The organism is Allobosea sp. (assembly GCF_036675845.1).
Lineage (GTDB): Bacteria > Pseudomonadota > Alphaproteobacteria > Rhizobiales > Beijerinckiaceae > Allobosea.
The window spans coordinates 1-12,867 of the sequence record NZ_JAKFED010000010.1; the positions used below are offsets into that span (position 1 = coordinate 1).

A 12,867-nucleotide genomic window follows, 5' to 3' on the forward strand; every position below is an offset into this window, starting at 1 on the left:
CATCGACGGGCGCGATATCGCCACAGCGACGCAGGCCTCGCTGCGCTCGCAGATCGCGATCGTGCAGCAGGAGCCGGTGCTGTTCCACCGCTCGCTGGCGGAGAACATCGCCTATGGCCGGCCGGGCGCCTCGCAAGCGCAGATCGAGCAGGCGGCGAAGCTGGCCAATGCGCATGAGTTCATCATGCGCCTGCCCAAGGGCTATGCCACGCTCGTCGGCGAGCGCGGCGTCAAGCTCTCGGGCGGCGAGCGCCAGCGTGTCGCGCTGGCGCGGGCCTTCCTGGCCGATGCGCCGGTCCTGATCCTGGACGAGGCGACCTCGAGCCTCGATTCGGAATCGGAGGCGCTGATCCAGGAGGCGATGGAGCGGCTGATGGAAGGCCGCACCACCATCGTCATCGCGCACCGGCTCTCGACCGTGCGCGCGATGGACCGCATCCTCGTCTTCGACCGCGGCAAGGTGGTTGAGGAGGGCCCGCACGAGGCTCTGCTCGCCCGCGAGGACGGCGCCTACCGGGCGCTGTTCGAGAAGCAGGTCAGCGAGCTGGCCAAGGGGCTGGCGGCGTAGAGCCGCCAGTTCCACCCCTTGCTCCGTCATTCCGGCTTGAGCGAAGCGGAATGACGGAATCCATCGTCGGGAGCCGAGCCCGATGATGGATTCCGGATCTACGCCGCTTCGCGGCTTGTCCGGAATGACGGTGTCGTTACTTCGGCGCGGCGGCGCGCGGCCGGACGCCTGGAACCGGGCCCGGCGGCAGCGCCTCGCTGGCATCCCGATTCAAGGACTTCAGATCGAGATTCGGCTTGCTCAGAAACCGAGTCATGCCGGCGATGTAAGCCTCTGGCAGAGCCCACTCTTTCGCTGCTGTCACGACCTGTTCGAGATAGCCGGGCCGGGGCTTTCCGGGCATGCCGCTGCGTCCGAGATAGACCAGCGCCCGCTTCGCCCCGCCTTCGACGATCACCGGCTGGCTGATCTTGACGTAAAGGCCGCTGGCGAGCTCCTCGAACTTGTCGAGCGTGCGGATGTCGCCGAGCGCGCAGTCCCAGAGTACGCCGTGGACGCTCTCGCGCGGGTCGCGGATCACCGAGGCATAGCCGTCGGTGGTGACGATGAAGCGGTGGCGGGGCAGGCGGGCGAGGCCGAGCGCCTTCGAGCGCGGGCAGCGCTCGCGCATGCCGGCGACGTCCATGTTCAGGCCGTAGGCGAAGTAGAGAGGCATGCGAGCACCACGTCATTCTCGGGCGGAGCGAAGCGCAGACCCGAGAATCTCGGGAAGGGAAGGCGCCTGCCTGACACAGGCTTCTCGTCCTGAGATGCCCGGGTCAAGCCCGGGCATGACGCTGGTAGCCCTCACTTCGTCTTGTTGAACAGTTCCCGCCCGATCAGCATCCGCCTGATCTCGCTCGTCCCCGCTCCGATCTCGTAGAGTTTTGCGTCGCGCAGCAGGCGGCCCGTCGGATAGTCGTTGATATAGCCGTTGCCGCCGAGGAGCTGGATCGCGTCGAGCGCCAGCTGCGTCGCCTTCTCGGCGGCGATCAGGATCGCGCCGGCGGCGTCCTCGCGGGTGGTTTCGGCCCGGTCGCAGGCCTTGGCGACGGCGTAGACATAGGCCCGGCAGGAATTCATCGCGACATACATGTCGGCGACCTTGCCCTGGACGAGCTGGAACTCGCCGATCGACTGGCCGAACTGCTTGCGCTCGTGGACATAGGGCAGGACGATGTCCATCGCCGCCTGCATGATGCCGAGCGGGCCGGCCGAGAGCACGACGCGCTCATAGTCGAGCCCGCTCATCAGCACGTTGACGCCGCGGCCGACCTGGCCGAGCACGTTCTCCTCCGGCACCTCACAATCCTCGAAGACCAGCTCGCAGGTGTCGGAGCCGCGCATGCCGAGCTTGTCGAGCTTCTGATGGGTCGAGAAGCCCTTCATGCCCTTCTCGATCAGGAAGGCGGTGATGCCGCGCGAGCCGGCTTCCGGATCGGTCTTGGCATAGACCACCAGCGTCTCGGCGATCGGGCCGTTGGTGATCCACATCTTGTTGCCGGTGAGGACGTAGCGGTCGCCCTTCTTCAGTGCCTTGGTCTTCATCGAGACGACGTCGGAGCCCGAGCCGGGCTCTGACATGGCGAGCGCGCCGACATGCTCGCCGGAGATCAGCTTCGGCAGATACTTCGCCTTCTGGGCGGCATTGCCGTTGCGGGCGATCTGGTTGACGCAAAGGTTCGAATGGGCGCCGTAGGAGAGGCCGACCGAGGCCGAGGCGCGGCTGACCTCCTCGATCGCGACGCAATGCTCGAGATAGCCGAGGCCGGCGCCGCCATCCTCTTCCTTGACGGTGATGCCGTGCAGGCCGAGCGCGCCCATTTGCGGCCAGAGATCGCGCGGGAACTGGTTGGTCTTGTCGATCTCCTCGGCGCGCGGGGCGATCTTCTCCTGCGCGAAGGCGTGGACCGTGTCGCGGATCGCGTCGGCGGTCTCGCCGAGGTCGAAGTTGAACGGGCGCGGCGCGTTGGCGAGCATGAGTCCCTCCCGGGCAGGATGCGGTTTCCTGCCTTATAGCGCGGATGGCGCCCGAGTCAGCGGGCGAGTCAGAGGTCCCGTTCTGCGCGGATGCACATGGCCCTGCGGATCGTTCACCTCGTGCCGTCATTCCGGCCGTAGCGAAGCGGAGCGCCGGAATCCATCGTAGGGCGCTGCGCTACGATGGATTCCGGAGCGGCGCCGCTGCCGGCTTGTCCGGAATGACGGCGAGTTTGGTCGAAAAGCATCTCAGCGCAGTTTCGCGCTGTTCGTGTCAGTTGCGCCGGATCGAGCCGGTGCTGGCGACTTCGCGCGCCTGCGCCGATTTCGGCGGCCGCGCCGGCGGGATCAATCTGGGCGGCGCGTCGCGCGCGATCTTCGTGGCCTTGATCCCGACCGGGCGCGCGGGCGGCTTCGGCGCGGCGACCTTAGGTCCGCCGCGCCATTGGCGCGCGCCGATGTCGAAGCGGCCGTCGCGCCAGGCGACGAACTCGCCCTCCGTGCCGAAGAAGGCGTTGCGGTCGACATCGCCGGTGATGCCGGGGACGCGGCCGGTGGTGGTGAACTGCCAGAACTCCCACTGCTTGCGTTCATAGCGGTGGCGCAGGGGCGCGGCGGTCGAGCGCAGCCAATAGGGATGGCCGTTGAACTCGCCCTCCAGCACGTCCTCATGGAAGGTGATGTCGGTATAGATGATCGGCTTCTTGCCGGTGTGCTCCTCGAGGCCCTTCAGCATTACGCGGATCTTGGCGAGCGCCTTCTCGCGCGGGATCTTCTTGCCGCAGGATTCCGAATGGCCGTTCCATTCGACGTCGAGCACCGGCGGCAGCGCGTCGCGGTCCTTCGGGATATGGCGCTTGAACCAGCGCACCTGGTCCTTGGCCGGGCGGCACCACCAGACGAAATGATAGGCGCCGCGCGGCACGCCGGCCTTCTTCGCGCCTTCCCAGTTCTTGCGGAAGCTCGGATCGAGATGGTCGCCGCCCTCGGTCGCCTTGATGAAGGCGAAGCGGGTGCCGGCATCCTTGACCCTGGCCCAGTCGATCTCGCCCTGCCAGCGCGAGACGTCGATGCCCTGGATGACGCGGCGGCGGGCGTCGCTGACGCCAGCATGCGGGCTGGAATCGCCCTTCTTCGGATAGAGCGCCTCGGCCGGCGTGGCGCAGAGCAGGCCGAGCGCCGCCGCCATCACGAGGCGATAGGGGAGGCCAGGCTTGTGGCGCGCTTCCGGGCGGGTCTCAGCGCGGCGCGCCATGCTCTTCTCCTGTATTCACAGGCAGGATAGGCGGCGGCCGGGTTAAGAGGTGGTTAGCATTCGCGCGGCCGGCTTCAGCCTTGGTTAACCGGCGAAGCGGCCGGGCGTGCGGGCCTGGCTCACTCGGCTTCCGGCTCGGCGAGGTCGTCGGGCCGGGCGGCGGCGGGGTGGAAGGCGGCCGCAACGGGAGCGCTGGCGCCGGGGAGGGTGGCGACCGGCGTTTGCGCCGGCGGACGCTCGGGGCCGGGGCTCGGATTGCCCGGCACCGGCCGCTCCCGCTTCCAGGTGCGGGTGCCGATGTCGAACTGGCCGGAGCGCCAGCCGGCGAATTCGCCGTCATTGCCGAAGAAGGCGTTGCGGTCGACATCGCCCTTGATGCCGGGGACGCGGCCGGTGGTGGTGAACTGCCAGAAGGCCCAGCGCCGGTCGTGATAGCGGGCCTCGGGCTTGGCCGCGGTCGAACGGATCCAATAGGGGTAGTCGTCGAACTCGCCTTCCAGCACGTCCTTGTGGAAGGTGATGTCGGTGTAGATGACCGGCTTCTTGCCGGTGTGCTGCTCGAGCTCGGTCAGCATCAGCCGGATCTTCTCCAGCGCCAGCGAACGCTCGACCTTCTTCGGGCAGGTCTTGGAATGGCCGTTCCACTCGACATCGAGCACCGGCGGCAGGGCGTCGGGATCGTTGGGGATGTGCTGCTTGAACCAGACCGCCTGCTCATGGGCGGGCCGGCACCAGAAGACGAAGTGATAGGCGCCACGGGCGACGCCGGCGCGGCGCGCGCCCTCCCAGTTCCGCAGGAAAGCCGGGTCGATATGGTCGCCGCCCTCGGTCGCCTTGATATAGGCGAAGCGGGTGCCGGCCGCCTTGACCGAAGCCCAGTCGATCTCGCCCTGCCAGCGCGAGATGTCGATGCCCTGGATCGCGTAGCGACGGGCGGCCTCGACGCCGGGATGGGGCCGCGCGTCACCCTTGCTCGGATAATGGTCCAGCGCCACGCAGCCGCCGAGTAAGGCGAGCGCGGCCGCGAAGACGAACGAGGCGGGAAAAGGGTTTCGCATGCGGCGGCAGATCATCTGTCGCAAGATTAAGGAGAAAGCTTGACGTCCGGTTTACGTTACCGGCCTTTCCGTGGCGGCCATGGTCGTCCCCTCAGCCCAGACGCAGCAGAATCGTCGCGATGCCGAGGAAGGAAAAGAAGCCGACGACGTCGGTGACGGTGGTGACGAAGGTGCCGGACGCGACCGCCGGATCGATGCGCAGCTTGTGCAGCGTCAGCGGCACGGCGACGCCGGCGAGCGCTGCGACGATGAGGGTCGCCACCATCGCCAGGCCGATCACCGCCCCAAGCATGGCGTTGGCGAACCAGAAACCGGCCACCATCGCGGTGATCGCCGCGAAGGCGACGCCGTTCAGCAGCCCGACGATCATCTCGCGCCGGAAGAAGCGGCTCATGTTCCAGCTTCCGAGCTCGCCGGTGCCCAGCGCACGCACCGCGACCGTCATCGTCTGGGTCGCGGCGTTGCCGCCCTGGCTGGCAACGATCGGCGCGAGCACGGCAAGAGCGACGAGCTTCGACAGCTGCGCCTCGAACATCGCCATCACCGAGGCGCTGACGAAGGCGGCGACCAGGCTGATGAAGCGCCAGCGGAAGCGGCTCAGCGCCACCTCGCGCACCGAGTCCGACAATTCTTCGTCCGCGTCGACGCCGGCAAGCTGCTTGACGTCGTCGTCGGCCGCTTCCTCGATCACGTCGACGACGTCGTCGATGGTCATCACGCCGACGAGGCGGCCGCTCTTGTCGACGACCGGGGCGGCGACGAGGTCATAGCGCTGGAACATCCGCGCCACGTCCTCGAGGTCGTCGTCGGCCTCGACGATGCGGCGGCCATCCTCGATCAGATCGGCGATGCTGACCGGCCGCTTGGTGCGCAGCAGGCGGTCGAGCCTGACCGCGCCGATAAAACGATGGCTCGGATCGGCGACGAAGATCTCGAAGAAGCGTTCGGGCAGGTCCTGCGTCTCGCGCAGGAAGTCGATGGTCTGGCCGACGCTCCAGAAAGGCGGCACCGCGATCAACTTGGCTTGCATGCGCCGGCCGGCCGAGCCTTCGGGATAGTCCAGGCCCTGCTGCAGCACCGTCCGCTCGGCCGGCGTCAACTGGTCGAGAATCCTGTTCTTGTCGGCTTCGTCGAGGTCCTCGAGGATGTAGACCGCGTCGTCGGTGTCGAGATCGCGCACGCCCTCGGCGACGGTCTCGGGCGAAAGCTCGTCGAGAATCTCCTCGCGGACGGCGTCGTCGACCTCGGTCAGGGCGGTGAAGTCGAAATCGCCGCCGAGCAGGGAGATCAGCTTCGGCCGCTCCTCGCTGTCGAGCGCCTCGAGCAGGCCGCCGAGATCGGCCTCGTGAAGGTCGGCGACGAGGCGGCGCAGCGTCGTCAGGTCCGACAGCAGCACGGCCTGCGAGACCTGCTCGACGAAGCCCTCGTCCATGACGCCTTCTTCGTCACGGATCGGCCGCGTCTCGTCGGGAGCGATCTCGGCTTTCACCATCGGTCCGGCTCCAGGATGCGAGGCTGCGGGATTGGCTTGAGGGCGGCGAGCCGCCCTTGTGTCAGCGGCGCGTCCTCGTGGCAACGCGGCATGAACGCGCCGTGACCGTTTCGCGACGGAACTGCGGCGCGGCACAACGAAAAACGGCGACCCTCGCGGATCGCCGTTTTGCGGGGCATGAGCCCTAAACTGGTGCGGTCAAGAGGACTCGAACCTCCACGGGTCTCCCCGCTACCACCTCAAGGTAGTGCGTCTACCAATTCCGCCATGACCGCAGCGGCTCGAAGCATGCCGCGCGGCGGCGGCGAACTCCAGAGCGGCGCGGGTCTACCAAATCGAATCCCCCGCTACAAGAGCCAGCGCGAAGGAAAATCGGGAGAAGTTCCAAAGGCCGTGCGACGGGCCGTCGGAAACTGCATCCTGGTGCCGCGGCAACGACAGAAAGCCGGCGATTCGGCGTTCAGCGCGCCGATTGCGGCACGCCGGCGACTGGCAACAAAAGGCTTGAGGAAACCGCGGGCCGCGGGTCAGGCGGCTTCCGCGACGGTATCGAGCGTGAACACCGTCGGCCGCCTCAGCATCTCGGTGATCTCGACCGAAATCTTGGTGCCGCTGACGACGACATGGCCCTTGGCGAAAGGGTGGTTGTTGGCGAGGATCTGGACCTCGTCGGTCTCGCTGGCGTTGAGTTCGATGATCGCGCCGCGCCCCATGCGCAGCAATTTGTAGATCGGCATCTGAGTCGAGCCCAGCACCACGGTCAGCTCCATCGAGACGAGATCGAGATCGGCCTTCAAAATCCGCCTCCGCAAGCCTACTTCACAATCATTCCACGAACTTGCCAGCGACGCGGAAAACGGCGCATGAGCACGGCGAGGCGAACGGGCGCTGCCGGTTTACAAGAGTTGAACGGACAGGGTTAATCCAAGGTGAAGACGCGCGAGGCGCTTGCGGTTTCTTTCCTGCCCGAGGCGGGTTCGGCACCGGTCGAATGGGTGATCGCCGAGGCTCCGGTCGGCTATGAGGCTGCCGTCGCCGAGATGGAGAGCCGCGCCGCGCTGATCGCGGATGGGCGGGCGCGCGAGCGCGTCTGGCTGGTCGAGCATCCCGCGCTCTATACCGCCGGCACTTCGGCGAAGGATGAGGACCTGCTGGTGCCGGGGCGCTTTCCGGTGCATCGCAGCGGGCGAGGGGGCCAGTTCACCTATCACGGCCCCGGCCAGCGCGTCGCCTATGTGATGCTCGACCTGAAGCGGCGCGAGCCGGATCTGCGCCGCTTCGTCGCTGCGCTCGAAGCCTGGCTGATCGGCACGCTCGGTGAGTTCAACATCCGCGGCGAGCGCCGCGAGGAGCGCGTCGGCGTCTGGGTGCGCCGCCCGGAGAAGGGCGCCGAGGTCGAGGACAAGATCGCCGCGCTCGGCATCCGCGTCCGGCGCTGGGTCTCGTTCCACGGCATCTCGCTCAATGTCGAGCCGGAGCTCTCGCATTTCGACGGCATCGTGCCCTGCGGCATCGCCGGCCATGGCGTGACCTCGCTGGTCGATCTCGGCCTGCCGGTGACGATGCCGGAGGTCGACAGCCTGCTGCGGGCCCAGTTCGAGCTGGTCTTCGGGCCGACCGTCGCTGCCGAGCGATGAACGGCACCGGGCCGGCACGGGCGTTCACCTTCCATTGACCATCGCCGCCCATGCTCGACCGATTCGAGTCATGCATGGGGACAATGATGAGGACGATCTTCTTCGCAGGCTGCCTGGCGGCCCTTCTCGGCGCCTGCACCACCACGGATGAGCGCATCGCCGGTGCCGCAGCCGGCGCCGGTACGGGCGCGCTGATCGGCGGGCCGATCGGTGCCGTCGCCGGCGGCGCGATCGGCGCGGTCGCGGCGCCGACCGTCACCGGCTCGGTCAGGCGCCTGCAGGAGTAGGGCGCGCAGTTTCGCGCACGGCGCGGCTTGGCGCCGGTGCCGGTTGGCGTTTTGCCCGCGCCGCGCCATAACCCGCGGACGAGATTTCGCTAGAGCCGGATCCGATCGGATTGAATCAATCCGATCGGTGAATCCGTTTCTGAACTTGAGATGAGAGACCGTTCCGATCAGCTTGCGGTGCAAGCCGATCGGAACGGGCTCCAGGGAGCGCGACGTGCCGGTCATCGAGAGCAAGGTCGACCTGAATTCGGCCGAGACGCGCGCCAACGCCGAAGCCTGGGCGACGCTGCGTGGCGAACTGCAGGAGCGCCGCGCCACCGCCGCGCTCGGCGGCAATGCGCGTTCGCGCGAGCGCCACACGGCGCGCGGAAAACTCCTGCCGAGGGAGCGCGTGCTGCGCCTGCTCGATCCGGGCTCGGCCTTCCTCGAGATCGGCTCGCTCGCCGCCTATGACATGTACGAGAAGGACGTGCACGGCGCCGGCATGATCGCCGGCATCGGCCGCGTCGCCGGGCGCGAGGCGATGGTCGTCTGCAACGACGCCACCATCAAGGGCGGCACCTATTACCCGATGACGGTGAAGAAGCATCTGCGGGCGCAGGAGATCGCGCGCGAGAACAAGCTGCCCTGCATCTACCTGGTCGATTCCGGCGGCGCCAACCTGCCGCACCAGACCGAGGTCTTTCCCGACCGCGAGCATTTCGGCCGGATCTTCTACAACCAGGCGACCTTGTCCGGGCTCGGCATCCCGCAGATCGCCGTGGTGATGGGCTCCTGCACCGCCGGCGGCGCCTATGTGCCGGCGATGTCGGACGAGACCGTCATCGTCAGGAAGCAGGGCACGATCTTCCTCGGCGGCCCGCCGCTGGTGAAGGCTGCGACCGGCGAGGTCGTCTCGGCGGAGGATCTCGGCGGCGCCGACGTCCATGCCCGCCTGTCGGGCGTCGCCGATCACTATGCCGGCGACGACACCCATGCGCTGGCCATCGCCCGGCGGATCGCCGGCAATTTCAACAGCGTCAAGCGCCCGGATATCGACATCGCCGAGGCGGTGGAGCCGCTCTATGCCGCCGAAGAGCTCGAGGCTGTGGTCCCGACCGATCTGAAGAAGCAATACGACATCCGCGAGGTCATCGCCCGGCTGGTCGACGGTTCGGAGTTCGACGAGTTCAAGCGGCTCTACGGCACGACGCTGGTCACTGGCTTTGCCCGCATCCACGGCATCCCGGTCGGCATCATCGGCAATAACGGCATCCTGTTCTCGGAGAGCGCGCTGAAGGGCGCGCATTTCATCGAGCTCTGCTGCCAGCGCCGCATCCCGCTGCTCTTCCTGCAGAACATCACCGGCTTCATGGTCGGCCGCGATGTCGAGACGCGCGGCATCGCCAGGGACGGCGCCAAGCTGGTCACCGCCGTCGCCTCGGCCCGGGTGCCGAAGATCACCATCCTGGTCGGCGGCTCCTTCGGCGCCGGCAATTACGGCATGTGCGGGCGGGCCTATTCGCCGCGCTTCCTGTTCGCCTGGCCGAATTCGAAGGTCTCGGTGATGGGCGCCGAGCAGGCTGCGAGCGTGCTCGCGACGGTGCGCGGCGACAATCTCGAGGTCGAGGGCAAGCCCTGGACGGCGCAGGATGCGGAGGCCTTCAAGGCGCCGATCCGCGACAAGATCGAGGCCGAGGGCTCGCCCTATTACGCCACGGCGAGGCTCTGGGACGACGGCATCATCCTGCCCTCGGAAACGCGGCGCGTGCTGGCGCTGGCCTATTCGGCCTGCCTCAACGCGGAGGTGCCCGAGACGCGCTTCGGCGTGTTCAGGATGTAGCAGCCGTCATGCCCGGGCCTGACCCGGGCATCTCAGGCCGGATGAGGCTCCGGGAGCCTCATCGTTACGAGATTCTCGGCTCTGCGCTTCGCTCCGGCCGAGAATGACGAAGGGCGCGCCGCGCCCTTCGTCAGTTCTTCGCCAGGCCGAGATCCTTCAGCACGGCATTGCCGCGCTCGGTGAAGGCCTTGACGTAGGCGGCGAACTCTTCCGGCTTGTCCCAGACCGGGGTGATGCCGCGATCGGCCATGCCCTTGCGGACGTCCTCGCGCTGCATGGTGCGCTGCGCCGCCTCGAACAGGATCTTGCGGCGGTCGGCCGGCACGCCCTTCGGCGCGGCCAGCGCGAACCAGTTCTGATAGGTCCAGTCGAGCCCGGCCTCCTTGGCGCTCGGCACGTCCGGGAAGCTCGGATGGCGCTCCTCGGTCATCAGCAGGATGGTGCGCACCCGGCCGGCCTCGAGCATGCCCTTGGCCTCGATCGGCGAGCCGGTGAAGACCTGGAGGCCGCCGGCGACGAGATCCTGCAGGGCTGGCGCCCCGCCATTGCTCGGCACCCAGCGCACGGCGTCCGGCGCGATGCCTGCCGCCTTCAGGAGGCCGCCCGAGGCGATGTGCCAGGAGCCGCCGACGCCGGTGCCGGAGGCCATCAGCGTGCCCTTGGGACTGTCCTTCACCGCCTTCAGGTAGTCGGCGATGGTCTTGTAGGGGCTGTCGGCCTTGACCGTGACGCCGGCCGGGATCAGCGAGATGCGCGAGAACATGTCGATGCTGTCCGGCGTCAACTCGCCGAGGCCGAGCGCCTTGTAGAAGGAAATCTCGGGGCTGGCGCCGCCGATGGTGTAGCCGTCGGGCGCCGCAGTGGCGATGGCCGTGTGGCCGGTGATGCCGCCGCCACCGGTGCGGTTGATGACGTTGACCGGCTGCTTGAGCTCGGCTTCCAGCCCGTTGGCGAAGATCCGCATCACCGAATCCATGCCGCCGCCGGCGGCCCAGGGCACGATCAGCTGCACCGGCCGGTCGGGAAAGGCGAAGGCCGGTGCGGCGCCGGCGAGCAGCGCGGCGAAGGCGAAGGCGGTCTTCCTGAAGCTGTTCATCTCGATCCTCCCATGGTCGGTCGCTCAAAGGCGCTTCTTGTATGCAATGGGTAGTGCGCCCGGGCGCCGGGGGCAAGATGGTATGCGGAATTTTGTATGCAGGGCGAGCGCCGAGCGTCATGCTCGGGCTTGACCCGAGCATCTCAGACCGCAGACAGCTTCTGCTGCGCCCTCCCGTTCTGATATTCTCGGGTCTGCACGGAGTTTATCCTTGGGCCGACCGAAGGTCGGACCCGAGGGCCTCGCCCGAGAATGACGGCCGCGCCAAATCCCGCCCGCGCTGATCGCAGGCGTCGGGTCGTCGCCCTCGTCACTGCACCCGCCGTGGCTCGTGGGCGAAACTGCTGAGCCCCAGCCATTGCTGCATGGAGCTTGCCAGCGAGGGATCGCCATCGATCTCAAGCCGTCCGCTGTCCGACTCTTTCTTGATCGTCGTCAGCCCCATCCAGATCGCCGTCATCGAGTGCAAGGAACTCGTGACGAGAAGATCGAGCTGATGGCCGGGATCGAAATTGCAGAGGTCGACGCCGCCGCCATCCACCACCAGCCACCAGCTCTTTTGCGATCGCGACAGCTCGGGGTACAGAAACTGTATCGTACAGCGACGCTCGGGCAACAGCTTGACGTTGATGCTTCGGCGCATGTCCCACATCAGCAGCGACGGATCGAGGTTCTTCAGCGAAAGTCGCGATTCCATCCAGCGCTGGGCCCAGTTGCCGAGCCCCATGATCAAGGATCTGAGCTCCTCGCCGGCTTCGGACAGATGGTACTCGACAGAACTGCTGGTCCTGCGCGACACGGTGATCACGCCGGCTTGCTGCAGTTCCTTGAGCCGTTTCGACAACAGGGCGGGCGACATCTTCGGCAGGCCGCGCCGCAGGTCATTGAAGCGGGTGCTGCCGCAGAGCAGCTCGCGCACCACCAGCGTCGTCCAGCGACTGCACAATATCTCCGACGCCATCGATACCGGGCAGAATTGGCCATAGCCGCCGCGATTGTCCATTGCGAACCCCGCTCTTCTTTTGGGCGAACGGTATCGGATCAGTGTGGCGCAAAAAATGTCGTGGTACAGTTGCAGAACTGGAACCTCACGGCTTCAGCGGTGATCCTTCAGCCTCGCAGCAATGGAGGACGTCATGTCAACGAACACCGCCTCGATAGCTCCTGCCTCATCCTTCGTCGCCGGTAGCGCGTGTCCCGCCAGCGTCGTGGAAACCGCGCATGATCTCTCACGGAAGCTCGCCGAGCGAGCCGCCGAGATCGACCAGAACGACCGTTTCGTCACCGAGAACTACGCCTTGCTGAAGGAGGCGGGCCTGGTCGAGGCCGGCGTCCCGCGGGAACTCGGCGGCGGCGGCGCGGAGATACCCGAGCTCGCCGAGATGCTGCGCGTGCTCGCACGGGCATGCGGTTCCACCGCGCTCGCCTTTTCCATGCACACGCACCAGGTCGCCATCCCCGCCTGGCGCTGGCGGCACCAGAAGGTCGCCGCCGTCGAGCCCTTGCTGAAGCGGATCGCCGCCGAGAAGATCATCCTGCTGTCGTCCGGCGGCTCGGACTGGATCGGCGGCTCGGGGAAAGCCGAGAGGGACGGCGACGGCTATCGCATCACGGCCCGGAAGGTGTTCACCTCCGGCGCGGAGGCCGGAGACATCCTGATGACCGGCGCGATCCATGAGGGGGAGGACGGGAG

Annotated in this window: 13 protein-coding genes and 1 tRNA gene; 5 read left to right on the forward strand and 9 right to left on the reverse strand. The window is 67.3% G+C overall.

Annotation, left to right across the window (positions count from 1 at the left end; translation table 11 throughout):
• The coding region (locus V6M56_RS00515) for an ABC transporter ATP-binding protein (RefSeq protein ID WP_332680611.1) at positions 1-568 on the forward strand (568 nt) is incomplete at its 5' end.
• A 136-nt stretch (positions 569-704) separates the two neighbouring features.
• Here the strand turns inward: V6M56_RS00515 and V6M56_RS00520 are convergent.
• From V6M56_RS00520 to V6M56_RS00550, 7 genes are all read right to left on the reverse strand, one after another.
• Positions 705-1,223: a gamma-glutamylcyclotransferase family protein gene (locus V6M56_RS00520; RefSeq protein WP_332680612.1), complete on the reverse strand. Its 519-nt coding sequence runs from the start codon at positions 1,221-1,223 to the stop codon at positions 705-707.
• A 131-nt stretch (positions 1,224-1,354) separates the two neighbouring features.
• Positions 1,355-2,527 carry an isovaleryl-CoA dehydrogenase gene (locus V6M56_RS00525; protein WP_332680613.1) on the reverse strand — a complete coding sequence of 391 codons (1,173 nt, stop codon included), beginning with the start codon at positions 2,525-2,527 and terminating at the stop codon, positions 1,355-1,357.
• 274 nt (positions 2,528-2,801) lie between these two features.
• Positions 2,802-3,716 (reverse strand): glycoside hydrolase family 25 protein, encoded by a 915-nt coding sequence (locus V6M56_RS00530; RefSeq protein WP_332680622.1) that lies wholly within the window; start codon positions 3,714-3,716, stop codon positions 2,802-2,804.
• 185 nt (positions 3,717-3,901) lie between these two features.
• Positions 3,902-4,840, reverse strand: coding sequence for a glycoside hydrolase family 25 protein (locus V6M56_RS00535; protein ID WP_332680614.1), 939 nt, complete (start codon positions 4,838-4,840; stop codon positions 3,902-3,904).
• A 91-nt stretch (positions 4,841-4,931) separates the two neighbouring features.
• Positions 4,932-6,332, reverse strand: a complete 1,401-nt coding sequence (gene mgtE, locus V6M56_RS00540; RefSeq protein WP_442881042.1) for a magnesium transporter — start codon at positions 6,330-6,332, stop codon at positions 4,932-4,934.
• A gap of 190 nt (positions 6,333-6,522) precedes the next feature.
• Positions 6,523-6,607 (reverse strand) — tRNA-Leu (locus V6M56_RS00545).
• Between the two features lie 252 nt (positions 6,608-6,859).
• On the reverse strand, positions 6,860-7,129 hold the full coding sequence (locus tag V6M56_RS00550) for a FliM/FliN family flagellar motor switch protein (protein WP_332680615.1): 270 nt from the start codon (positions 7,127-7,129) through the stop codon (positions 6,860-6,862).
• A gap of 132 nt (positions 7,130-7,261) precedes the next feature.
• Between V6M56_RS00550 and lipB the strand changes: the two genes are divergently transcribed.
• From lipB to V6M56_RS00565, 3 genes are all read left to right on the forward strand, one after another.
• On the forward strand, positions 7,262-7,969 hold the full coding sequence (gene lipB / locus V6M56_RS00555; protein WP_332680616.1) for a lipoyl(octanoyl) transferase LipB: 708 nt from the start codon (positions 7,262-7,264) through the stop codon (positions 7,967-7,969).
• Positions 7,970-8,052: 83 nt separating this feature from the next.
• Entirely contained in the window at positions 8,053-8,256 is a 204-nt protein-coding gene (locus V6M56_RS00560) for a hypothetical protein (protein ID WP_332680617.1), read from the forward strand.
• Positions 8,257-8,470: 214 nt separating this feature from the next.
• Positions 8,471-10,078, forward strand: a complete 1,608-nt coding sequence (locus tag V6M56_RS00565; RefSeq protein WP_332680618.1) for a carboxyl transferase domain-containing protein — start codon at positions 8,471-8,473, stop codon at positions 10,076-10,078.
• A gap of 130 nt (positions 10,079-10,208) precedes the next feature.
• Here V6M56_RS00565 and V6M56_RS00570 read toward each other — a convergent pair whose 3' ends face one another.
• Together V6M56_RS00570 and V6M56_RS00575 are read right to left on the reverse strand one after the other, a co-directional pair.
• Positions 10,209-11,174 (reverse strand): tripartite tricarboxylate transporter substrate binding protein, encoded by a 966-nt coding sequence (locus V6M56_RS00570; protein WP_332680619.1) that lies wholly within the window; start codon positions 11,172-11,174, stop codon positions 10,209-10,211.
• A 310-nt stretch (positions 11,175-11,484) separates the two neighbouring features.
• Positions 11,485-12,177: a winged helix-turn-helix transcriptional regulator gene (locus tag V6M56_RS00575; protein WP_332680620.1), complete on the reverse strand. Its 693-nt coding sequence runs from the start codon at positions 12,175-12,177 to the stop codon at positions 11,485-11,487.
• Positions 12,178-12,310: 133 nt separating this feature from the next.
• Between V6M56_RS00575 and V6M56_RS00580 the strand changes: the two genes are divergently transcribed.
• Positions 12,311-12,867, forward strand: a 557-nt coding sequence (locus tag V6M56_RS00580; RefSeq protein WP_332680621.1) for an acyl-CoA dehydrogenase family protein, incomplete at its 3' end; no start/stop codon positions are given.